Consider the following 22,382-nt stretch of genomic DNA (forward strand, 5'->3'; position numbering starts at 1 on the left):
TCGGCCGCCATTGCACTATCTTCGCTGATCTTTGCTGATTTCGCGTAAAACCCGCAACGCCGAACCGATGTCGTCGGCGGTGATCGCGCGCAGGCCCGCAGGAACCGACGTCACGCCCGGCGGTATCACCGCCGAGGTGAAGCCCAGCCGCGCCGCTTCGGCCAGTCGACGGTCCATGCCCGTGACCCGGCGCAGGTCACCCGCCAGCCCGACCTCACCGATCGCGACCGCCTCGGCCGGCATGGGCAGGTTCATCGTCGACGACGCGATGGCCACCGCGACCGCGAGATCCGTCGACGGATCGGTCAGCCGCATCCCGCCCACAGTGGACAGGTAGATGTCGCGTGTGGCCACTGCCAGGCCCGCGTGCCTGTCGAGCACCGCGGTGATCATCGCCGCGCGTGACGCGTCGATACCGCTGACCGCCCGCCGCGGAGTCCCGTTCGCGGGTGGCCCGATCAGCGCCTGCACCTCTCCGATCAGCGGACGCTTACCGTCGAGCGCGACCGTGATCGCGGTGCCCGCAACGGGTTTGGGGCGTTGGTCGCGGAACAGGGCGGAAGGGTCGGCGACGCCCTCTATTCCGTTGTCGTGCAACAGAAAGCAGCCGACCTCGTCGGCGGCGCCGAACCGGTTCTTGATGCCGCGGACCATCCGCAGCGACGACGCGCGATCACCTTCGAAGTGCAGGACGACATCGACCAGATGCTCCAGTGAGCGGGGCCCCGCGATCGCACCGTCCTTGGTGACGTGACCGACGAGGATCATCGCGACGCCCCGGGATTGGCCGGCCTTGGCATAGGACGTCAGCGCGGTGGTGACCGCCCGCACCTGGGTGACGCCGCCGGTGACACCGTCTGCCTCGGTACTGGACATCGTCTGCACCGAGTCGACCACCACCAGGCTGGGCTGGACTTCGTCGATATGCCCCAGCGCCGTCGCCAGATCCGATTCGGCGGCCAGGTAGACCTCGTCGTGGGTGCATCCGGTGCGTTCGGCCCGCATCCGGATCTGGCCTGCGGACTCCTCACCCGAGAGGTACAGCGCGCGCCTACCCGCGGCCGCCCATCGGTGCGCGACCTCCAGCAGCAGCGTCGACTTGCCGACCCCAGGGTCGCCGGCCAGCAGCGTCACCGAGCCGGGGACCAGGCCGCCGCCGAGCACCCGGTCGAATTCGGTGACACCGGTGTGGAAGTGGCGGGTGCGGCCGGGATCGATGGACGTGATGGGCACGGCCGGGGAGGAGGGTGCGACCGAACGTCGCGCGCCCGCTCCGGCCACGGCGGAGAGGACGGCTACCTCGTCGACCGTGCCCCAGGTGCCGCACTCCGGGCAGCGACCGACCCACTTGAGGGTGATGTGGTGGCATTCGGAGCAGCGGTACTGCGAACGCGCCTTGACGCCACCTGTGGCCACGCTGTGACGGTAACCGCCGCCTCCGACAGAAACCGACAGAAACTCAGTGCTGAGCCGTCGTGTCGCCGACTTCGCTCAGTGCCCGCCGCCGTGTCCGCCGGCGGTGCCGCCCGCTTCGGCGGCGTCCCCGCGTCGCGGCGCCTCGCCCGCCGAGATCGGCACCGGCACGGTGGTTTCGCCGGCCTTCTGGAACTTGAACGTGAAGTCGTACGTCAGCCCGTTGGTGATCGGCTTGGACAACGTCACCTTCGCCTCGGCGGCTTCTGCCGCCTCGACACTCTCCAACGGGGTGATCTGCCCGTCGGGCGCCCCGACGGTGAGCGCGCCGCCGGCCGGCAGCGTGGTGTCACCGGTCAGTGTCACCGTGCCGACGTCGGAGGTGACCGACACCAGCTTGTCCGCCTCGTCGGGCGAGGCGTTGGACGCCTGGAAGATCAGCTCGACCTCTTTGCCCGGCTGCACGTAATCGCTCACTTGCTCTGCCCGCAGGTGCACGTTGCGCAACGCGATCGCGCCGAGGTCGGCGCTGGTGCCGTTGACGGCCGGCTCCTGCAACGTCATCTGCGAAACCTGACCGGAACTGCAGCCAACGAGCGCGACGGCGGCGGCCAGCCCACAGGCGGCCAGTTTGAAGCGGTCCACTCTTGCCTCCTGCTCGACCGTCGAGCGACCGATGCGATCGGCCGCGGGGATTCGACTATGCACAGTAGTAGGTGCTCGCAGCAGGCGGTAGCTGAGGGCCGAGTGGGCTGCCCGAACTCTCGCCACAGCCACCCGCCAAGATCGGTAACTGCGTGTTCAGGGCTCTGCGAGGGCTACCGCCGGGGCGCCGAAGAGACACCGATCAGACCCCCGAGCCATGCATGGATTCGCCGTCGTGTCAACCCCTGGCGTTCTCCTGAGGTGCCCCTGACCTGCACCGTTGGTGCACCCCCGGCTGGGCCCCGTGCTAGCATTGGTGTGTGAAAGGGGCTCGAAACTGATGATTTTCAAGGTCGGAGACACCGTTGTTTATCCCCACCACGGTGCTGCGTTGATCGAAGCGATCGAAACCCGGACCATCAAAGGCGAGCAAAAGGAATACCTCGTCTTGAAGGTCGCCCAAGGCGACCTCACGGTTCGAGTGCCCGCCGAGAACGCAGAGTATGTCGGGGTGCGCGACGTCGTCGGACAGGAGGGCCTGGACAAGGTTTTCCAGGTGCTCCGCGCCCCCCATACCGAGGAGCCGACCAACTGGTCGCGGCGGTACAAGGCCAATCTCGAGAAGTTGGCTTCAGGTGACGTGAACAAGGTCGCCGAAGTCGTCCGCGACTTGTGGCGACGCGATCAGGAGCGTGGCCTGTCTGCGGGGGAGAAGCGGATGCTGGCCAAGGCCCGGCAGATCCTGGTGGGTGAGCTCGCGCTTGCCGAGAACACCGACGACGAGAAGGCCGCGACCATTCTCGACGAGGCACTCGCCGCCGCCTCCTGAAGGCTGCGTACTCGCTGATGTCGGCGGCGGGCCTGCCCCGGGTCGGGCTCGGCACCGACGTGCACCCCATCCAGGTCGGGCGGCCGTGCTGGTTGTTGTGCCTGCTGTTCGATGACGCCGACGGCTGCGCCGGTCATTCCGATGGCGATGTGGCGGCGCACGCCCTGTGCGATGCGCTTCTGTCGGCGGCCGGCCTCGGCGATCTCGGCGAAGTCTTCGGCACCGGCCGTGCCGAGTGGCGGGACGCCAGCGGCGCGGACATGTTGCGTCACGTCCGGCAGTTGGTCTCTGGACAGGGTTTCCAGATCGGCAACGCGGCTGTCCAGGTCATCGGCAATCGACCCAAGGTCGGCCCGCGGCGTGGCGAGGCGCAGGAACTTCTGTCCGGATTGCTCGACGCCCCCGTGTCGGTGAGCGCGACCACCACCGACGGGCTTGGCCTGACCGGTCGCGGCGAGGGGCTCGCCGCGATCGCGACCGCGTTGGTGGTGAAGCCCGAATAGGCCGGTAAGCTGGCCGGTCGTGAGTGGAGCGAACGGTCGGCAAGGGTGACCGAACTGCGGCTGTACGACACCATGACCGGTGCTGTACGCGATTTCGTCCCGGTCCGCCCCGGCCACGCTTCCGTTTACCTGTGTGGTGCCACCGTGCAGGGGCTGCCACACATCGGACACGTTCGCAGCGGCGTCGCATTCGACGTGCTGCGCCGCTGGCTGCTGGCCAAGGGCTACGACGTCGCGTTCATCCGCAACGTCACCGACATCGACGACAAGATCCTCAACAAGGCAGCCGATGCGGGCAGGCCGTGGTGGGAGTGGGCCGCCACCTACGAGCGCGCGTTCTCGGCCGCGTATGACGCGCTCGGCGTGCTGCCACCGTCCGCCGAACCACGCGCCACCGGTCACATCACCCAGATGGTCGAGTTGATCGAGCGGTTGATCGAGAGCGGGCACGCCTACGCCAGCGGCGGTGACGTGTACTTCGACGTGCTCGCCATGCCGGGCTACGGGAAGCTGTCGGGCCATCGGATCGATGATGTGCATCAGGGCGAGGGCGTCGCGACCGGCAAGCGCGACGACCGCGACTTCACCCTGTGGAAGGGCGCCAAGCCCGGTGAACCGTCCTGGCCGACGCCGTGGGGCCGCGGCAGGCCGGGCTGGCACACCGAATGCGTCGCGATGTGCGAGGCGTACCTCGGCGCCGAGTTCGACATTCATGCCGGCGGGATGGACCTGGTGTTCCCGCACCACGAGAACGAGATAGCCCAGGCCGAGGCCGCCGGCGACCCGTTCGCCCGGTACTGGTTGCACAACGGCTGGGTGACCATGGGCGGCGAGAAGATGAGCAAGTCGCTGGGCAATGTGCTCGCGATTCCCGCTGTGCTGCAACGGGTTCGGGCCGCCGAACTGCGGTACTACCTGGGTAGCGCGCACTACCGGTCGATGCTCGAGTTCTCCGAGACGGCGCTGCAGGACGCGGCGAGGGCATACACGGGGATCGAGGACTTTCTGCACCGTGTGCGCAACCGTGTCGGTGCGGTTGTGCCCGGCGAGTGGACGCCGAAGTTCGCCGCGGCGCTCGACGACGACCTGGCGGTGCCGATCGCGCTGGCCGAGGTACACGCCGCCCGCGCCGAGGGCAATCGGGCCCTCGACGTCGGCGACCACGAGACCGCGTTGGGCCAGGCGATGTCGATCCGCGCGATGATGGGCATTCTCGGCGCCGACCCACTCGACGAGCGCTGGGAGTCCAAGGACGAGACGTCGGCCGCGTTGGCCGCGGTCGACGTGCTGGTGCAGGCGGAAGTGAAGCGCCGCGAGGACGCCCGGGCGCGGCGGGACTGGGCCGAGGCCGACGCGATTCGGGACCGCCTCAAGGAAGCGGGCATCGAGGTCACCGACACCGCCGACGGCCCGCAGTGGACGCTGCTCGACGGGTACACCAAGTAGATGGCGGGCAATTCTCGGCGCAGGGGCGCGGTCCGCAAGCCGGGCACCAAGAAGGGGCCGACGGTCGGGTCGGGCGGTGTGCGGCGACGGGGGCTCGAAGGTCGCGGCGCCACCCCGCCCGCGCATATGCGCCCGAACCATCCGGCCGCAAAGCGCGCGGCCAAGGCGGCGAAGTCACAGGGACGACGGCAGGGCAAGAAGACCGACGACACCGAGGTAGTGCTGGGCCGCAATCCGGTGCTGGAGTGCCTGCGGGCGGATGTGCCGGCCACGGCGCTGTATGTCGCGCTGGGTGCGGACGCCGACGAACGGCTGACCGAGGCCGTGCAGATCGCGGCCGATGCGGGCATCTCGATTCTCGAGGTGCCGCGCCACGATCTCGACCGGATCGCCACCAACGGCTTGCATCAGGGTGTGGCGCTTCAGGTTCCGCCTTACTCGTACGCGCACCCCGACGACTTGCTCGCGTCGGCGAGAACGGCCGGTGCACCGGCCCTGCTGGTGGCTCTGGACAACATCTCGGATCCCCGAAACCTCGGCGCGATCGTGCGATCGGTGGCCGCGTTCGGCGGCCATGGCGTGTTGATCCCGCAACGTCGGTCGGCATCGGTGACCGCGGTGGCGTGGCGCACCAGCGCGGGTGCCGCGGCGCGATTGCCGGTTGCCCGCGCGACGAATCTCACTCGCACACTGAAGAGTTGGGCCGACGCCGGCCTACAGGTCGTCGGGTTGGACGCCGGCGGGGACACCACCGTCGACGAACTCGACGGGTCGGGGCCGATCGTCGTGGTGGTCGGTTCAGAGGGCAAGGGGCTGTCGCGGCTGGTGCGGGAGACCTGTGACGCCGTGGTGTCCATCCCGATGGCCGGGCCCACCGAGTCGTTGAACGCTTCGGTGGCCGCGGGCGTGGTGCTCGCCGAGATCGCGCGCCAACGCCGCCCTTCTTGAGCGCGGGCAGTCGCAAAGTGCCCTATTTCGAGGGCATTTCGGGCCAATTTGCGACTGCACGCGGAAAAAGGATCAGCCCCACGGATCGGCGGGCTGCCAGAGCGTGGGCAGGTGCAGCGCGACGCCGTCCTCGTGGGCCAACTGGGACAACACCCGCATCGAAACATCGAGGTCGTCGGCGGCGTAGGGCAGCGCGCGCAGCGGTTCGTGCAGTGGACGGAAGAAGTCGTCCCAGTGGATGAGCACCACGCGGCGCGCGCGCACCGCCCGCACGGTCTCCTGCCAGTAGTCGACGAGATATCGCTCGGGTTGTAACCCGAGTTGACCGACACCGAGGTACACCACGTCGGCGCGCAGTCCTGTCAGCGCGCCGGGAACGAACCCCGCGCTGCCGATCACCAGCAGGCGTCGGTCCGACGGACGGTGGTGAACCAGCGTGGACCACGCCTCGCCACATCGGTACGCCGACGCCTTGACCGGTGGGACGACCGGTCGGGTGATGACACCGGGGAACCGGTCGGGTGGACAGTGACCCCCCTCGATGAGCGTGACGTCGTAGGCGCCGAGCCGGACGGCCTCTCGGGCGGTGACGACGACGAGGCGGTCTTCCGGCAGCCCGTGGCCGCGGCCCACCTGGGCAGCCGATTCTCCGCCCACGATGCTCGCACCGGTCCGTTCGGCGACCACCGCGCTGTCCATCGCGTGGTCGTAGTGAGTGTGAACCGGTAGGACGGCTTGTAACCGGTCGATGCGCAGGCGGGTCAGGCAGCCGTCGATGCGCGGTTCCGATGGCGCGAGCCGCCGGAGCGCGACTTCGCCGAGGCTGGGCCGGGAGAAGAAACCGTCGGTCAGCACGGCCGAATCGCCGTCGTCGACGAGCAGCGTGGTGACACCTGCCCACGTCACCGTCAGCGGGGCGTCCGGCGCGGCAATTGGGACGTCGAAGTAGTCCGCGTAGTCCGTCAGGTCCGGCCTGCCCAGCTTGAGGCGCATAGCGCCAACCTTAGGTGCGGTCCTCTCCTTCGAAGGACGTGACGCCCATGTCACTTGCGACGTCCGCGCCGGTATCGCAGGGATCCTCATGCCAATCTCCGAACGGGTCTGGGTAGCTGGGCCATTCGCCGGGGTGCGACCATTCCTCGTCGGTCAGCAGGGCGGTGCGCAACGCGTCGACGATCTCCTCGGGCTCCGCACCGCACACGAGCACGGTGATCGACACGTGCCGGTCGCCGAGGCGGTCGTCCCAGTCGGCGGCGGCCAGCGCCACGCGGTGTGGGTCGGCGTAGACCTGTTCCCCGGAACTCATCGCCGCCAGCCATCGACCCGCATACTCGAACCGCATCCCGCCGCCGGCCGATTCCAGCCACATGACGTCGTCGAAGCGATTGGCCAACCACAGCCTGCCCCGAGTGCGCACCACGCCGTCCAGCAGCACGTCGAGCGCGGTGTGCAGGCGCTGCGGATGAAACGGGCGACGCGCAGAGAAGAGCAGCAAGCCGACGTCGCCGTCGGCCTCCAGGGACGGTTGCCCCACGAGCAGCGGATCGTGAGGGCTGTCGCTGCGGCCGCGCCGGCTGTCGGGTTCGAGGTTGTCCAGCGCGACTTCAACCCGCCCGGCCCCGACGGTCAGGCGCGCTCGAGGCGTCAACCGCCGCAACACCTTCAGCGTCTGGGCGTGCGGTTCGCTGAGTACCAACGCGTCGGCGAACTCGGCCTGCCCCACGACCACCTGTGCCACCGTCCGGCCGTCGTCGAGGTAGTCGTCGCCGACGGCCTGCTCCAGCCAGCCGCGGACGTCGACACACGTCACCACGGCGTCGATGCGCACGTCGCGCGCCGCCGGCCCGTCGACGTAGCCGGGGCCTACCCGCACGCGGACATTCTCGATCGCCCAGCAGACCGGCTCCGGTTCTAGCCACGGCATCAGTTGCACCGCAATGCGATTCACGTCCGCACGCCGATGGAGCCGGCGCAGGAGGACGAGGAGGTCGTTGCGCACCGTGCACGCGACGCAACCGCGCACCAACTCCAGCGGCCACTCCGACGTATGTCCGCCGGTTGTCACGCGGCGCACCACCACCTGACCGTCGTAGGTGTGACGGACCACTACCGTGCCGGACGCGCCGGCCAGCACCTCGGTGACACCGTCGGCATCGCCTTGACCGCAGATCAGCACCACTGGAGTGCGCACTCGACCTCCCTGTGTTGAAAATGATTGTCATTAACGTTAGCGTACCGAGGCGAGGAGGAACATGTCCGCGCACTGTCAGGTCACCGGCCGAGCACCCGGCTTCGGCAATTCGATATCGCACTCGCACCGGCGGAGCCCACGTCGCTGGAACCCGAACATCCAGACCAAGAGGTACTACCTGCGGTCCGAGGGCCGGCGAATCACACTGCGAGTCAGTGCGAAAGGAATCAAGGTCATCGACCGCGACGGCATCGAGGCCGTGGTCGCCCGGTTACGCAAGCAAGGGCAGAAAACCTGATGGCGCGCACCGATATTCGACCCGTCGTCAAACTGCGGTCGACGGCCGGTACCGGCTATACGTATGTCACGCGCAAGAATCGGCGCAACGACCCCGATCGCTTGGTGTTGCGCAAGTACGACCCGGTGGTCCGGCGCCACGTCGACTTCCGCGAGGAGCGCTGATGGCCACGGGAGCCGCTACCCGACTCTGGCAGTTGCACGCGCGATGCCGCGGCTTGCCGACCGAGATCTTCTTCGCGTCCGATGCCGAGCGCGGTCAACGCCGGGCAATTCGCGAGGAACAGGCCAAGAAAGTCTGTCGCCGGTGTCCCGTGCAACGCGACTGCCTGCGGTATGCCCTGACGAATGTGGAGCCCTGGGGCATCTGGGGCGCGACGACGCCGCGGGAGCGGCAGCGGCTCGGCGTGTCTCCGCCAGGTTGATCGGAGCGCGGGGTGTGGCAGGATCGATGCCGACAGGCGACCGTGACCCGAGGAAGCCGGTGTGAATCCGGCGCGGTCCCGCCACTGTGATCGGCGCGGTCTTACCGCCGCGCCGGGAGCCAGATACTCCTCGCGGTCGCCTCCTCACCACAACTGGGGCGGATTTCCCCGGCGAGGACGGCCTCGGCATACCGAGCGCGCTTCCCGTCGCATCCGCCCATGACGGGAGGCACGGACAATGGCGGCGCGTCGATACCTTGCCACAGCGGCGATCTCGGCACTGCTTACCGCGGGATGCGGTACACCGGCACCACCATCGGACACCGCGGCAGACGAAGGCTTGGCTGGCTTTCCCGTCACCGTGACCAACTGCGGCATCACCACGACATACGAGCGTCCGCCGCGGCGGGCTGTCGCGCTGAATCAGCACGCGATCGAGACGATGTTGGCGCTGGGGCTGGAGGGATCCATGGTCGCGACCGCATTCCTGGACGACCAGATCCTGCCGGAGTACCAAGATGCCTACGACTCGATACCGGTGATCGCCGAGGAGTACCCGTCGTTCGAGACGCTGCTTGCCGCCGAGCCCGACTTCGTCTACGGAGGATGGGCAAGCGCATTCGACGAGAAGGAAGGGCGCGGACGAGAACGACTGATCGAGGTGGGCGTCGACACGCATCTCAACACCGAGAACTGCACCCCGGGGCCGATGACGGTCTCAGCGGTGGACGACGAGATCCGAACGCTGGGCGAGATATTCGGCGTCAGGGAGCGAGCCGAACAGGAAATCGAACGTCAACGCCGCACCCTGCAGGACAGTGGTGAGCAAATCCACGGTGTCGCGCCGATTGACGTCGCGGTCTATGACAGCGGCGAGGCGACGGTGTTCACCTCCGGCGGAGAAGGTATCGGCAACCAGATCATCGAGTCGGCGGGCGGGCGGAACCTGTTCGCCGACATACCGAAGGTGTGGGCCGACGTGTCATTCGAACAATTCGCCGAGCGGGCGCCGGACGTCATCCTGATCTACGACTATGGCGACCGGTCGGTTGAGCAGAAGAAGAGGTTTCTGCTCGAGAATCCGGTGCTGCAGCGAGTGCCGGCGATTCGTGACCAGCGCTTCGCGGTGCTGCCGCTGTCGTCGATCACCGCTGGTGTCCGTGTCGGGCGCGCGGTGAAATCGCTTGCCGAACAGCTACACCCGGGCCGAACCGGATGACGTCGGCCATCCTGGACCGACCGGCCTCAGCGGTACCGCCGGTTCGTCGAGGCCTTCCATACAGCGTCGCGGTCACGCTGCTCGTGGTGTTGCTGTTGGCGTGCATGACCGCAGGCGTCACCATCGGGTCGGTGGCGATTCCTCCGGGGCAGGTGTGGCGAATCCTGCTGCACGAACTCAATCCGGTGTTGGCGGACGCGACATGGCCGCCGACGCGTGCCTCGATCGTGCTCGATGCGCGGTTGCCCAGGGTCGTGCTGGCGGCGGTGGTTGGCGCAGGCTTGGCGACATGCGGGATGGCGTTGCAGGCGGTGGTGCGCAATCCGTTGGCCGACCCGATGCTGCTGGGTGTCTCGTCGGGCGCCTCGGTGGGAGCAGTCTCGGTGTTGGTGGCCGGCGCGGGGGTCGGGCTGTTGGTGCTGCCGCTGGCCGCGTTCGTGGGAGCGTTGGCCGCGCTGGTCGCGGTCTACTTCCTGGCCCGGACGGGCGGCCGGATGACGACGATGCGGTTGATACTCGCCGGGGTCGCGGTCGCCGAGGTGCTCTCGGCGGCTTCGAGTCTGCTGATCGTCACATCCGACGACCCACACAAGGCCCAGTCCGCGGTGCGCTGGATGCTCGGCGGTCTGGGAGGGGCGACCTGGACGATGGTGTGGATACCGGCGATCGTTGTGACAATCGGTGTGGCGGCGCTGTTGGCGGTGACCCGGTCGTTGAACCTGCTGTACAGCGGTGAAGAGGCCGCGACCGCGCTGGGTCTGGACGTGCACCGGTTCCGCGCAGCGACGTTCGTCGTCGTCGCGTTGATGGTGGGCGCGATGGTCGCTGTCAGCGGTGCGATCGGCTTCGTCGGCTTGATCATGCCGCACATCGTGCGCATGCTCGTCGGCGCCGACCACCGTCGCGCATTGCCCGCGGCCGTGCTGCTCGGCGCCTCGTTCCTCATCGTGTGCGACATCACCGCGCGCACGGTCGCCGCGCCGGAGGAGTTGCCGGTCGGAATACTCACCGCACTCGTCGGCGGCCCATACTTCCTCTGGTTGATGCGACGCAAGGCGCCGGCATGACCGGTCGGATTCACATCGATGACATCACCGTGACGGCGGGGCGTAAAGCCTTGGTCAGCAACGTTTCCCTGCATGTCGGCGCCGGCGAGATGGTGGGCATCGTGGGGCCGAACGGTGCAGGCAAGACGACGCTGCTGCGCACGCTTTACCGTGCCCAACGACCGACGTCGGGCCGCGTGTTGATCGACGGCGAAGACGTCTGGCGGATGCCGGCCAAGCGTGCGGCACGACGGTTGGCGGCGGTACTTCAGGACACTGCTGGCGATTTCGAGCTCACCGTGTTCGACGTGGTCGCCATGGGGCGGGCGCCGTACAAGCGCGCGTTCGAGGGCGACAACGTCGACGACCGTCGGATCATCGCCGAGGCGCTTGACGCCGTGGACATCTCGGTGTCGGCCCACGAACGGTTCGACCAACTTTCGGGCGGACAGAAGCAACGTGTGTTGATCGCGCGGGCGCTGGCACAACGCACCGACACGATTGTGCTGGACGAGCCGACCAACCACCTCGACCTGCGCCACCAGCATGATGCGTTGCACCTGCTACGGACGACGGGTGCCACTGTCATCGCCGCGTTGCACGACCTCAATCTCGCTGCGGCATACTGTGACCGGATCTGCGCCCTGGATCACGGCAGAGTCGTTGCGATCGGTACCCCCGCGGAGGTCCTGACCGTCGAAATGCTGGCGGATGTCTACCGCGTCGACGCCCGCATCGACATCGATGACGCCAACCTGCTGCGGGTCAACGTGACACCGAAGGTGCAGGCATGGTGAGGATCAGCACGGAACTGTCCGAGGTCGCACGGCACGGCGGATTCTTCGCAATCGCGGTCGGGGGCGATGATCGAGGCTGGCGCCCGGTCCAGGAGTGTTATGCCGACGGCTACGCGGACCTGATAGATGCGACGACCCGCAGATATGGCACGACCGACCGTCGTGTCAGCGCGTCGCTCGTCCAGATGAGCCACGCCTCGAGGTTGTGGTCGCCCGTTCTCGCCTGTGCCGTCGCGTACGGCGTGGTACCGGACCTCAGCGGCTTACAGCGCGCCGATGACAGCGCGGCGCTGAGGATCCCTGTGCCCGAAGGCTCGCGGTCTGACGGGCAACTGCCGAACGCGCTCTACCGCATCGTCGTCGAAGAGCACTTGGAGCGGCTCGCCGACGGACTGCGTGTCAAGGTCGCGCCCCCGCTGCTCTACGGCAACATTGCGTCCGCGTTGGTCGCCGCGACGCGCGCGTTGTATTCCGTCCGGCCGCAGCTCCGCGGCGACGCCACCCGCCTGGCTCGGTCGTTGTTGGAGACGGGACGCCTCGCGGGATGCGGAACGGTCAAACACAACTTGGCTTTTCGCCGCCGTAGTTGCTGCCTGTACTACCGCGTCAGTGACGGTGCGAAGTGTTCGGACTGTGCGCTACGACGACTCAGCTGAAGGGGCCGATCTCGACGCCCTCGGCCAGCAGCCGTTCCCGCACCGCCGTCGCAATCTGCACGGCACCAGGCGAATCACCGTGCACACAAATCGATTTGACAGCGATCGGAATTGTCGACCCGTCGACAGCGGCGACCCTGCCCGCGCTCACCATCGAGGCGACCCGGTCGGCGATCTCCGCCGTGTCGTGCAGCACCGCGTTGCGCTCACGCCGCGACACCAGTTGACCGTCCGGGCGATAGGACCGGTCGGCGAATGCCTCGGGCACTGTCTGCATCCCGAGCTGTTCGGCTTCGCGGAAGAATGCCGAGCCCGCGAGCCCGAGCACCGGCAGCGTCCCGTCGACGGCGTGCACTGCCGCGGCGACCGCGTGCGCCTGGTCCCGGTTGGAGGCGATCGCGTTGTACAGCGCCCCATGGGGTTTGACGTAGCTGACGGTTGATCCGGCAACTTCGGCAAGCGCTTGCAGTGCTCCGATCTGATAGATCACCTCGGCCGTCAGCTCATCGGGCGGCACGTCGATGAAACGACGGCCGAACCCGGCGAGATCCCGATAGCTCACCTGCGCGCCGATGCGCACGCCGCGTTCGGCCGCGGCGCGGCACGTCCGCAGCAGCAGGGCGGGATCACCGGCATGGAAGCCGCATGCCACATTGGCACTGGTGACGGTGTCGAGCATGGCCTCGTCGTCGCCGAGGCGCCACACTCCGAAGCCCTCGCCGAGGTCGGCGTTGAGGTCGATCCTCATTCAACAGAGCTTAGGCTCGCGGGCACCCGGAATCAGGTGAGTTCTGCACGGCGAGGCGGTGAATCGTGCCAGGAGTTCTCCGATACGAATTCGGTGAGTGGCCGTGCGAACGTCCACCTCTCGAGCTCGAGGGTGGGGCGCTCAGGGAACTCCGGGACTGGTCCAAGGCAGATGACGGCGACGGGTTCGGCGTCATCGGGCATATTCAGCAGCGCGCCGAGATCGCGTGGTTCGAAAATTGAGACCCAGCCCATGCCAAGGCCTTCGGCTCGGGCGGCAAGCCACATGTTCTGCAAGGCACACGACACCGACGCGAGGTCCATCTGGGGAAGCGTGCGACGGCCGAACACGTGTGACGCCCTACCGTCGGCGAGCGCCACCACAAACAACTCGGCGCACTCGAGAATCCCCTCCACCTTGAGCGCCAGGAACTCGTCGCCGCGGGTCCCGAGCGCCTCCGCCGTGCGTAGCCGCTCCTGGTCGACCAAGCGGTGAATCTCGCGCCGCAAGTCGGTGTCCGTGATCCGGATGAACCGCCACGGTTGCATGAGCCCGACGCTCGGCGCGGTGTGAGCGGCCTCCAGGAGCCTGGCGAGCATGTCTTCGGGCACCGTTGCACCGGGGACGAAGCGGCGTATATCGCGTCGCTCGGTGATCGCCCGGTAGACGGCGCGCCGCTCGGCGGGGCTGAAGGCATGCTCTGTCACGCGGTCAGCCTAGGCGGAGTCACTGTCACACCAGGGACGCAAGAGGTTTCGGCTCAGAGCACTACCGCCGCTTCGCGGTGATCGGCAACCGGTCCGGCTGAGCAGCACGCCGTCCAACTATTGAAAATGATGTTCATTATCGTTAACGTGAGCGCCTATCTGTTGAGAACCAAGAAAGTTCGAGGTCGGCTACGTGCAGAGAAACATGCGTTGGGTATGGGTGGTTCCGTCGGCGGCGTTGATTGCTGCCTACACAGACAGCGTCTCGCATGCACGTACCACTGACCCGTCCATCGCGGTTTGCTCTTTGCGAGCAGAATCCGCTGAGCAGCCGGCGGTAGACCTGGTCAGTCATGAGCGTCCCTTGAGCCCCTCGGATGTCAGCGACCACTCCGGCGTCTCGGGTTCCGACGACCGTGGATCCAACGACCCGAAGGTGAGCGTCGGCTCCGGTCGAAACAGTGATTCACCGCCGGGCGCCCCTGCGCGCGGCGACCACAAGAAGCCCAAGGTGACTGTCGGCTCCGGCCGTGATGATGACCAATCCCCAGGTGCCGCTGCGCATGTGCGCGGCGACAGCACCAAACCCAAGGTGACTGTCGGCTCCGGGAGGGACGGTGACGCGGCGACTGATGTTGCCGCCGACCGAAGCGGCGCATCGCGCAGAACCGAGAGCGACGATCCGCAGCTCGGTGATGATCACGATCACGAACATGATCATGGTGGCGGCGACGATGACGGCCACGATCATGATCATGGTGGTGGCGACGATGACGGTCACGATCACGATCACGGTGGCGGCGATGACGGTCACGATCATGATCATGGTGGTGGCGACGATGACGGTCACCATCATGATCACGGTGGTGGCGACGATGACGGCCACGATCATGATCACGGTGGTGGCGACGATGACGGCCAGGATCATGATCATGGTGGCGGCGGCGACGATGGCCACGACCATGATCATGGTGGCGGCGGCGACGATGGCCACGACCACAGCCACGGTGGTGGTGGCGGCGGTGGAGGCGGTCACGGCCACAGCCACGGCGGCGGCGACAGAGACGGTCACGACCACAGCCGCAGTGGCGCCGGACAGGAGCACGGACACACCCACAGCGCGGGGCACGCGCACAGTCACATCGACGAAGAACACGATCACGCTCACGAGCCAGATGACCACGGCCACAGCCATTCCGACGACGACGCCGATGAGCTGATTCACGACCACAATCACGAGCTCGGCCAGGACCACGTCCACGATCACGACCACGAAGGCAACGATCACGACCACGAACATGACCACGAAGGCCACGAACATGACCACGAAGGCCACGATCACAGCCACGATCACGTCGGCCATCAGGGCAACCCCGAAGTGGTGGACGCCGATGCCGGTGCGCCGCCTTCGGTTGAGCCCGCCGCGTGGACCTCACCCATGATGTGGACGGGGCTTGCGGCACTCCTTGCCGCTTTGGCCCTGGCCGGCCGCTGGCTCCTCGGAACGCCGCGTGCCGTTGCGGACAGCTGGAATCTCCTACGCAAACGGCGCCGGTGACCCGCATGGACGGAAAACCGGTTATCTCATCGTTGTTTCGCTATATCGAAGAGTTGCATGGCGATCGGGCGTGGGGGAGTTTTCTCGACGCGGGGACCGGAGTGAACTCACTCGAGTGGATCCTGACATTGCCCACCGAGCGCTGGACGGCGGTCACTGCCGCCCGCGGCATGGCAGACAAGACCCGCGACGCCTTGGGATCGTCGGTGCGGCCGCAGGATCGGTTGCTCGTCGGCAATTGGATCGATGACAGTCTGCTCACCGGAGAAACCTTCGACACCGTGCTGGTCGACTACCTCGTCGGCGCAATCGAAGGTTTCGCGCCCTACTGGCAGGATCGAGTGTTCGAACGGCTGCGACCGCTGGTTGCCGATGGTGGCCGCCTCTACGTCATCGGCTTGGAACCCTACGTCCAATTCGAACCGACCACCGAAAGCGGCAGAGTCATCTGGGAGATCGGTCGCGTGCGGGACGCCTGTCTATTGCTTGCCGGCGAGCGACCCTACCGGGAATTTCCGCTGGACTGGATGCAGCGGCGGCTCGGCACGGCCGGCTTTCGCATGCTCGAAGCGCGGCGGTTTCCCATCCGGTATCGGGCCCGCTACATCGACAGTCAGCTCAACATGTGTCTCACGCGGCTCGAACGTTTTCCGTCTAAGGACCTCGGCTCGACCATGCGCGACTACGTCGAAGAACTCCGCGCCCGGGCGCTCGAACTCGAAGAACGCCAAGACGGTTTGAGACACGGCAACGATTACGTGATCGCCGCGGAACCCATGTAGGCGACTCCGGCATGAAAATGGTTATCATTGTCGCCGTGCTCACCGCCAAGACCATCGCTGTTCGCGCACTTCTCGCGGGCCTCGCGCTAACTGCCTCGTCCGGGTTAGCGGCATGCGGGGGAGGTGGCGACTCCGGCCCTAACGCGGCGGACACCGGCGCGTGTCCGGCCACGCCAGTCGACGTCGTGGTCAGCGTCGACCAATGGGGCGACATAGTCTCCGAGCTGGGCGGCGACTGCGCTCGCGTCACCACGGTGCTCGCCAGTTCGGCGGTCGACCCGCACGATTACGAACCCGCGCCCTCCGATGCGGCGAAGTTCGAGGGGGCCCAACTGGTGGTTGTCAACGGCGGCCACTACGACGAGTGGGCGGCCAAGCTCGCCGCCGGCGCGTCGCCGGAAGCGCCCGTCGTCGACGCGCTGGCCGTCGGCGGCGCGACCCATGACCACGAGGGCGAGAGCCACGACCACGAAGTGAACCCTCACGCCTGGTACAACCCCGCGACGGTGACCGCGGTCGCCGACGCGGTCAGCGCGCGAATGCGCGACCTGTCGCCCGGCGCCGCGGGCTATTTCGACGAGCGTCGCACCGCGTTCAGTCAGGCCCTCAAGCCGTACGATCAGCTCATCGACTCAATCAGGTCCGGTGCCTCCGGCAAGTCCTATGCCGCAACCGAGACCGTGTTCGACGACATGGGCGCGGCACTCGGCTTGGTCAACCGCACCCCTCGTGGTTATCAGGTCGCCTCGGCCAACGACTCCGAACCGTCGCCCGCGGATCTCGATGCCTTCCTGCAACTGCTGGCCGATCGCGGCGTCGACGTGCTGATCTACAACGTGCAAACGGAAGGCGCTGTCCCGCAACAGCTTCAAGCGGCCGCAGAGCAGGCCGGAGTACCGGTGGTTGACATCACCGAAACCATGCCGCCGGATACGGACTCGTTCCAGAGCTGGCAGGTGAACCAGTTGACCGAAGTTGGCGAGGCACTCGGTGTCAGAACCTGATACCGACGGGGTGGCGCTGGCCTTCGACGACGTAAGCGCGGCGCGCGGCGGGCGACTGATCTGGTCGGAAGCGACGTTCGAGGTGCCGGCGGGCGGCATCGTCGCCGTCATCGGATCCAACGGGGCGGGCAAGACCACGCTGCTGCAGATCGTGCTCGGCCTGCTACCGCCGGCGTCGGGACATGTCCGGGTCTTCGGGGAACCGGCCGGCGTGCTGAACAAGGCGATCGGCTACGTCCCGCAGAACTACGCGTCGGCCTCCGGTGAGGCGATCCGGGCACGGGACGCCGTGATGCTCGGCCTGATCGGGCACCGGTGGGGATTCGGCCGTCCGAGCCGCGACGACAACCGCCGCGTCGACGAAGTGCTCGCGGCCGTCGACGCCACGGCGGTTGCGCACAAGCGGCTGTCGCAGCTGTCGGGCGGGCAACGGCAGCGGGTCGCGTTGGCCGAGGCGCTCGTCTCGAAACCCCGGATGCTGATCCTCGACGAGCCGCTGGCCTCGCTGGACCTGCGTAGCCAACGCGAGATCGTGGGCGTCCTCGAGCGGGTCAACACGGAGTTCGGCGTCACCATCCTGGTCGTCGCGCACGATCTCAACCCGCTGCTGGGCGTGCTGACCAGTGCCATCTACCTGCTCGACGGGCATGCCCACTTCGACACTCTCGACGGTGTCGTCGACGAGACCCTGCTGAGCCACCTTTACGGCACCCGGGTGCAGGTCGTGCACACCCCGCAGGGCGAGCTGTACACGCGGAGGACGTGATGACCACGACCATCGTCGCGCTGGGCTACCAGGAGAACTGGTGGCACATCATCACGTCGGCATTCATGCGCAATGCGCTGATCGGCGGCACGATCGTCGCACTGGCCGCCGGGCTCATCGGTTACTTCGTCGTCGTGCGCAACACCGCGTTCGCCGCCCACGCGCTCGCCCACATCGGGCTGCCCGGCGCGACGGGCGCGGTCCTGGTCGGCGTCCCCGTCGCGGTCGGGCTGGGCGTCTTCTGTATCGGCGGCGCCCTGGTCATCGGGGCGCTGGGACGACGGGCCGCCGACCGCGAGGTGGCGACCGGCACCGTGCTGGCCATGGCGATGGGTCTCGGACTGTTCTTCAACTCGCTGGCGACCAGGAGTTCGAGCACCATGACCAACGTCCTGTTCGGCAACCTGCTGGCGATTTCGGGCCAACAGATCGCGACGTTCGCGGCGCTGCTGGTGGTGCTGGCGCTGTGCATCGCGATGATCTACCGGCCGCTGCTGTTCACCTCGGTCAACGCCCAGGTGGCCGACGCGAAAGGAGTGCCGGTGCGCGCCTTGTCGGTGGCCTTCATGGCGCTTCTCGGCCTGGCGGTGACGATGGCGGTGCAGGCGGTCGGCACGCTACTGCTGTTCGCGCTCGTCGTGACCCCCGCTGCCGCGGCGATCATGCTGACACCACGGCCGGGCAGTGCGATCGCGCTGTCCACCGGGTTCAGCCTCGCCTCGGTGTGGGCCGGGCTCGGGCTGTCGGCGATGTTCAACGCGCCACCCAGCTTCGTGATCGTCACGGTCGCGTGCAGCGTCTGGGCGGTGGTGTGGGCAGCGCAGCGTGGCCTTCGACAAACCGGCGATCGCGTGCTGGTCACCTGAGCGGGAAGCTGCTCGGCTACTCTCCGAGGGCATGCCCAGGAGTCCCACGCCCAGACGGCGGGCCACCCTGGCATCCCTGGCGGCGGAACTGAAGGTTTCCCGCACCACGATCTCCAACGCCTACAACCGGCCTGATCAACTGTCGGCGGACCTTCGTGAGCGGGTACTCGCCACGGCGAAGCGGCTGGGCTACCCCGGCCCGGATCCGGTGGCGCGGTCGCTGCGCACCCGCAAGGCGGGTGCGGTCGGGCTGATGATCACCGAACCCCTCAACTACTCGTTCAGCGACCCGGCCGCGCTCGATTTCGTTGCCGGCCTGGCCGAGTCCTGTGAAGCGGCCGGGCAGGGATTGCTGCTGGTGGCGATCGGCCCCAACCGCAGTGTCAGCGACGGCACGGCTGCGGTGCTGGCCGCCGGGGTGGACGGTTTCGTGGTGTACTCCGCCTCCGACGACGACCCGTATCTCGCGGTGGTCCAGCAGCGCCATCTTCCGATGGTGGTCGTCGACCAACCCAAGGACGTACCGGGAGCCTCGCATGTGTGCATCGACGATCGTGCCGGGATGCGCCAGCTCGCCGAACACGTTCTGCAGCTTGGTCATCGGGAGATCGGCCTGTTGACCATGCGGCTGGGCCGCGACCGGCCGCGCAGCGGGTCAGGTCCGACGGTGGCCGACCCGGACCGGTTGCAGACGCCGCACTTCCACGTACAGCGGGAGCGAATCGCGGGCGTTCGGGATGCGATGGTCGCGGCCGGCCTCGACCCGGAATCTCTGACCGTGGTGGAAAGCTATGAGCACCTTCGGACTTCGGGCGGGGCGGCGGCAGAGGTCGCGCTCAACGCCAACCCACGGCTGACCGCGCTGATGTGCACCGCCGATGTGCTGGCGCTCTCGGCGATGGACCATCTGCGGGGCCGGGGGATATACGTGCCGGGCCAGATGACGGTCACCGGCTTCGACGGAGTCCCCGAGGCGCTGCGGCGCGGGCTCGCCACCGTCGCGCAGCCCAGCGTCGAAAAGGGTCGTCGCGCAGGGCAATTGCTGCACCACCCGCCACGGAGCGGGCTACCCGCGATCGAAGTGCTCGACACCGAGGTCGTCCGTGGCCGCACCGCGGGTCCGCCCGCCTAGATTCCGGTCAGCGGCGCGGTGACGCGCCATTGGTCGATCATCGGCGCGATGCCCTCGACGAGCATCGGCAGGTCCGGCGCCATCGCCAGGGCCGCGATCATCGCGAGCCGGCCGGCCGCCTCGGTGATTTGCAGCACCCGAGTGTCGGTCGGTCGCAGTCCGAGCGAGACGGCGGCCGCGTCATACGCGGCGACAGCCTGCGGGCCCGTCAACGCCAGGTCGGATTCGATCGCCCCCAACGTCACGAGTTCAAAGTCCGACCACAGGTCGCCGTCGGAAGTGGTGATCATGTTGTGGTACGGCGCGTCACCGTGGATGGTCTGCACTTCGACACCGGGAAACGCGGCCTCGAAGGCCGCGCGCGACGTCAGCACCGGGGCGATGACGGCCCATTCCCGTTGGGCGCGTTCGAGATCGGCTGCAGAAATCAATTCGGGCAAGCGCCGCAACTGTACAAGTCCCTCGGGGATGTAGGAGTTGAACGGCGCCCAGAACTCGAGTTCCCCGTCGTAGTCGCGAAGCGCGGCGTGCAACCGCGCGGTCTGCTCCATCCGCCGGCCCATCTCCGGCTCTGGGTTCGGAATCTGTTCGACGAACTGCCAGAACGTCATCGAAAAACCGTTGCGCCGAACGGGTTCTCGCGGTACGAGCGGGCTGGGCGGTACGACGGGATGACCACGGTCGGCGAGCCATCCGGCCACCGCCAGTTCCGCGCGTTGTTGCCTCGTCTGCACGTGCGGGTTCTTCGCGTACGACGGCGGCAGTACGGTCGGCACCCGGACCACCACCGGAGCGGGCGACAGGTGGACGATCACGGAGAACGCGTCGTAGAGCACCCGGGGTTCGTCCACCCGCAGGCCGAGGTCGACACCGGCCGCGGCGGCTGCGGCAACCGCGCGGTCGGTCCGAGCGGTGATCTCGGCGTCGGTCAGCACCGTCAACCCGGCTGCGAGCGACGCGCTTCGAGGAGGAACCTCAGCGCAGCGGCAACGTCTTCGGGCGAGTCCACCCGGTAGGTCGCCAACGTCTCGCCCGGCCCCACCTTCACGCCGACATCGTCGCCGCCCAGCCGCCGGAACGCCTTCTCGTCGGTGACGTCGTCGCCGAAAAAGACCACCGCGGTGGCGTTCTCCTGCGCTCTCAGGACGTCGACCGCCTGCCCTTTGTCGGTCTGGATCACCGCGAACTCCAGCACCGCCTTGCCTTCGGTCAGTTGCGCATCCCATGCCGTCGACGCCTCACGGGCCGCCGCCAGCGCCGCCTCGCCGTCGTCGGCGGAGGCGTTGCGGACGTGCAACGCAACGCTGGCGGGCTTGGTCTCGACGGTGACGCCCGGTCGGCCCGCCGCGATGGCGTCAAGTTCGGCGGTGATCCGGTCCAGCAACCCGCGGTCGACGTCATGGGTGAACCCGGACGCGAACTCGGCGCCGTGGCTGCCGACGAGATGCACCGTCGGCGGCAGCCCGGACAGCTCGCGCAGCACGTCGAGCGCGCGCCCGGAGATCAACGCGCTGGCCGTTTGCGGAACATCGGCCAGGGACGCCAGGGCATCGGCGGCATCGACGAGCGGTCGGGCGTCGGCAGGGTTGTTGACGATCGGTGCGAGGGTGCCGTCGAAGTCAGAGCTGACGAGCAGCCGCGGTGTCGCTGCGGCCGCGGTGAGCGCGCGCTGCAGATCCGCCGGGAGCACGCCTAGATCTTAGGGTGCTCCCCGTCGCCGATCAGCAGCCGCACAGCGAGATCCAGCCGCTTGCTGACGTCGGTCGCCGACGCCCGCCGGGTCAGCCAGGCGAGCAGATTCGACAGCCACACATCGGAGATCACGCGGGCGATGTGGTACTGGTCCTCGGTCGGCTCGCCGTCGCTCATGGCGCGGGCGAACATCGAGTCCATCAACTTGCCGACATGGTCGACCTCACCGGCCGCCGACGCATCGGCGAACACGAACGCACGAGTCATCGCCTCGGTCAGCAGCGGATTGCGCTGCATCGCCCGGTTGAGCTTGCCCACCATGATGTTGAGCCGCTGATACGGCGTGCCGCCGGTCAGCGCCGCGCGGTCGGTCTTGGCGTCGATCCGCTCGAACTCGCGCCCCAGCGCCGAAACCAGCAGATGGACCTTCGACGGGAAGTACCGGTAGAGGGTGCCGACCGCGACGTCGGCGCGTTCGGCCACGGCGCGCATCTGAACGGCTTCGTAGCCGCCTTTGGACGCGATGGCCAACGTGGCATCCAGGATGCGCTTGCGACGCTCACGCTGGGCTTCGGAGCCGAGCTCGGACTCGGACAGCACCGCCACGTTCATCACCTGGCGCGGTCGGGAATCCGACGCCGAACCCGAGCTGGCGGGCGCTGACTGCGAGGGGCCGGACATGCGGCGGGCAACTCCTTCGTCGTGCGTTCTC

General features: G+C 67.7%; 25 protein-coding genes, 1 pseudogene and 1 riboswitch. Of the genes and pseudogenes, 16 read left to right on the plus strand and 10 right to left on the minus strand.

Annotation, left to right across the window (positions count from 1 at the left end):
* Positions 1–15: 15 nt before the first annotated feature.
* Together radA and AU188_RS01410 are read right to left on the minus strand one after the other, a co-directional pair.
* Complete coding sequence (radA, locus tag AU188_RS01405; protein ID WP_059161907.1) at positions 16–1,416, minus strand: DNA repair protein RadA; 1,401 nt, start codon at positions 1,414–1,416, stop codon at positions 16–18.
* Between the two features lie 75 nt (positions 1,417–1,491).
* The gene (locus AU188_RS01410) at positions 1,492–2,058 is read right to left on the minus strand and encodes a copper chaperone PCu(A)C domain-containing protein (protein WP_059161908.1); all 567 of its coding nucleotides are present in this window, start codon (positions 2,056–2,058) and stop codon (positions 1,492–1,494) included.
* Positions 2,059–2,398: 340 nt separating this feature from the next.
* Here AU188_RS01410 and carD point away from each other — a divergent pair, with 340 nt between their 5' ends.
* From carD to rlmB, 4 genes are read left to right on the plus strand one after another with little or no spacing between them, the layout of a single operon-like run.
* A complete protein-coding gene (gene carD / locus AU188_RS01415; protein WP_003888533.1) occupies positions 2,399–2,887 on the plus strand; it encodes an RNA polymerase-binding transcription factor CarD in 489 nt (162 codons plus the stop codon).
* A 17-nt stretch (positions 2,888–2,904) separates the two neighbouring features.
* Entirely contained in the window at positions 2,905–3,390 is a 486-nt protein-coding gene (gene ispF / locus AU188_RS01420) for a 2-C-methyl-D-erythritol 2,4-cyclodiphosphate synthase (protein WP_059161909.1), read from the plus strand.
* A 45-nt stretch (positions 3,391–3,435) separates the two neighbouring features.
* A complete protein-coding gene (gene cysS / locus AU188_RS01425; protein WP_059161910.1) occupies positions 3,436–4,836 on the plus strand; it encodes a cysteine--tRNA ligase in 1,401 nt (466 codons plus the stop codon).
* On the plus strand, positions 4,837–5,784 hold the full coding sequence (gene rlmB, locus AU188_RS01430) for a 23S rRNA (guanosine(2251)-2'-O)-methyltransferase RlmB (protein WP_059161911.1): 948 nt from the start codon (positions 4,837–4,839) through the stop codon (positions 5,782–5,784).
* Between the two features lie 72 nt (positions 5,785–5,856).
* Here the strand turns inward: rlmB and AU188_RS01435 are convergent, their stop codons facing one another.
* Together AU188_RS01435 and mrf are read right to left on the minus strand one after the other, a co-directional pair.
* The gene (locus AU188_RS01435) at positions 5,857–6,777 is read right to left on the minus strand and encodes an MBL fold metallo-hydrolase (protein ID WP_059161912.1); all 921 of its coding nucleotides are present in this window, start codon (positions 6,775–6,777) and stop codon (positions 5,857–5,859) included.
* A gap of 10 nt (positions 6,778–6,787) precedes the next feature.
* On the minus strand, positions 6,788–7,975 hold the full coding sequence (gene mrf / locus AU188_RS01440; RefSeq protein ID WP_059161913.1) for a ribosome hibernation factor-recruiting GTPase MRF: 1,188 nt from the start codon (positions 7,973–7,975) through the stop codon (positions 6,788–6,790).
* Between the two features lie 61 nt (positions 7,976–8,036).
* On the opposite strand from mrf, the gene rpmB reads away from it, so the two are divergent.
* The 7 genes from rpmB (at position 8,037) to AU188_RS01475 (ending at position 12,415) form a co-directional block, all read left to right on the plus strand.
* Entirely contained in the window at positions 8,037–8,273 is a 237-nt protein-coding gene (gene rpmB, locus AU188_RS01445; protein ID WP_059161914.1) for a 50S ribosomal protein L28, read from the plus strand.
* The gene (gene rpmG, locus AU188_RS01450) at positions 8,273–8,437 is read left to right on the plus strand and encodes a 50S ribosomal protein L33 (protein ID WP_059161915.1); all 165 of its coding nucleotides are present in this window, start codon (positions 8,273–8,275) and stop codon (positions 8,435–8,437) included. The genes rpmB and rpmG overlap by 1 nt, the downstream gene beginning before the upstream one ends.
* Complete coding sequence (locus tag AU188_RS01455) at positions 8,437–8,697, plus strand: WhiB family transcriptional regulator (protein WP_059161916.1); 261 nt, start codon at positions 8,437–8,439, stop codon at positions 8,695–8,697. Before rpmG ends, AU188_RS01455 begins: the two co-directional genes overlap by 1 nt.
* Before the next feature lie 26 nt (positions 8,698–8,723).
* A riboswitch (cobalamin riboswitch) is annotated at positions 8,724–8,846 on the plus strand.
* Positions 8,847–8,935: 89 nt separating this feature from the next.
* Complete coding sequence (locus tag AU188_RS01460) at positions 8,936–9,916, plus strand: ABC transporter substrate-binding protein (RefSeq protein ID WP_059161917.1); 981 nt, start codon at positions 8,936–8,938, stop codon at positions 9,914–9,916.
* Positions 9,913–10,983 carry a FecCD family ABC transporter permease gene (locus AU188_RS01465; RefSeq protein ID WP_059161918.1) on the plus strand — a complete coding sequence of 357 codons (1,071 nt, stop codon included), beginning with the start codon at positions 9,913–9,915 and terminating at the stop codon, positions 10,981–10,983. The genes AU188_RS01460 and AU188_RS01465 overlap by 4 nt, the downstream gene beginning before the upstream one ends.
* Positions 10,980–11,759: an ABC transporter ATP-binding protein gene (locus tag AU188_RS01470; protein WP_059161919.1), complete on the plus strand. Its 780-nt coding sequence runs from the start codon at positions 10,980–10,982 to the stop codon at positions 11,757–11,759. Before AU188_RS01465 ends, AU188_RS01470 begins: the two co-directional genes overlap by 4 nt.
* The gene (locus AU188_RS01475) at positions 11,756–12,415 is read left to right on the plus strand and encodes a (2Fe-2S)-binding protein (protein WP_059162260.1); all 660 of its coding nucleotides are present in this window, start codon (positions 11,756–11,758) and stop codon (positions 12,413–12,415) included. Before AU188_RS01470 ends, AU188_RS01475 begins: the two co-directional genes overlap by 4 nt.
* On the opposite strand, the gene AU188_RS01480 is transcribed toward AU188_RS01475, so the two are convergent.
* The 3 genes from AU188_RS01480 to AU188_RS01490 form a co-directional block, all read right to left on the minus strand.
* A complete protein-coding gene (locus tag AU188_RS01480; protein WP_059161920.1) occupies positions 12,408–13,163 on the minus strand; it encodes a LamB/YcsF family protein in 756 nt (251 codons plus the stop codon). The two genes, AU188_RS01475 and AU188_RS01480, sit on opposite strands and share 8 nt — an antisense overlap.
* Positions 13,164–13,195: 32 nt before the next feature.
* On the minus strand, positions 13,196–13,870 hold the full coding sequence (gene bluB / locus AU188_RS01485) for a 5,6-dimethylbenzimidazole synthase (protein WP_059161921.1): 675 nt from the start codon (positions 13,868–13,870) through the stop codon (positions 13,196–13,198).
* 466 nt (positions 13,871–14,336) lie between these two features.
* On the minus strand, positions 14,337–15,233 hold the full coding sequence (locus tag AU188_RS01490) for a hypothetical protein (protein WP_059161922.1): 897 nt from the start codon (positions 15,231–15,233) through the stop codon (positions 14,337–14,339).
* Positions 15,234–15,451: 218 nt separating this feature from the next.
* Between AU188_RS01490 and AU188_RS01495 the strand changes: the two are divergent.
* From AU188_RS01495 to AU188_RS01515, 5 genes and pseudogenes are all read left to right on the plus strand, one after another.
* Positions 15,452–16,210, plus strand: a pseudogene (locus AU188_RS01495) (class I SAM-dependent methyltransferase); the annotation flags it as partial.
* An 11-nt stretch (positions 16,211–16,221) separates the two neighbouring features.
* Positions 16,222–17,214, plus strand: a complete 993-nt coding sequence (locus AU188_RS01500; RefSeq protein WP_059161923.1) for a metal ABC transporter solute-binding protein, Zn/Mn family — start codon at positions 16,222–16,224, stop codon at positions 17,212–17,214.
* The gene (locus tag AU188_RS01505; RefSeq protein ID WP_172799355.1) at positions 17,201–17,980 is read left to right on the plus strand and encodes a metal ABC transporter ATP-binding protein; all 780 of its coding nucleotides are present in this window, start codon (positions 17,201–17,203) and stop codon (positions 17,978–17,980) included. The genes AU188_RS01500 and AU188_RS01505 overlap by 14 nt, the downstream gene beginning before the upstream one ends.
* Positions 17,980–18,846: a metal ABC transporter permease gene (locus AU188_RS01510; protein WP_059161925.1), complete on the plus strand. Its 867-nt coding sequence runs from the start codon at positions 17,980–17,982 to the stop codon at positions 18,844–18,846. The genes AU188_RS01505 and AU188_RS01510 overlap by 1 nt, the downstream gene beginning before the upstream one ends.
* Positions 18,847–18,877: 31 nt before the next feature.
* Positions 18,878–19,978 carry an Rv3575c family transcriptional regulator gene (locus tag AU188_RS01515; protein ID WP_059161926.1) on the plus strand — a complete coding sequence of 367 codons (1,101 nt, stop codon included), beginning with the start codon at positions 18,878–18,880 and terminating at the stop codon, positions 19,976–19,978.
* Here the strand turns inward: AU188_RS01515 and AU188_RS01520 are convergent.
* The 3 genes from AU188_RS01520 to kstR are packed head-to-tail and all read right to left on the minus strand — an operon-like array spanning position 19,975 to position 22,276.
* Positions 19,975–20,913 (minus strand): aminoglycoside phosphotransferase/kinase family protein, encoded by a 939-nt coding sequence (locus AU188_RS01520; RefSeq protein WP_059161927.1) that lies wholly within the window; start codon positions 20,911–20,913, stop codon positions 19,975–19,977. The two genes, AU188_RS01515 and AU188_RS01520, sit on opposite strands and share 4 nt — an antisense overlap.
* 2 nt (positions 20,914–20,915) lie before the next feature.
* Positions 20,916–21,668, minus strand: a complete 753-nt coding sequence (gene otsB, locus AU188_RS01525; protein WP_059161928.1) for a trehalose-phosphatase — start codon at positions 21,666–21,668, stop codon at positions 20,916–20,918.
* Positions 21,669–21,670: 2 nt separating this feature from the next.
* On the minus strand, positions 21,671–22,276 hold the full coding sequence (kstR, locus tag AU188_RS01530) for a cholesterol catabolism transcriptional regulator KstR (RefSeq protein WP_172799375.1): 606 nt from the start codon (positions 22,274–22,276) through the stop codon (positions 21,671–21,673).
* Positions 22,277–22,382 lie beyond the last annotated feature (106 nt).

Source organism: Mycobacterium sp. IS-3022 (genome assembly GCF_001500065.1).
Lineage (GTDB): Bacteria > Actinomycetota > Actinomycetes > Mycobacteriales > Mycobacteriaceae > Mycobacterium.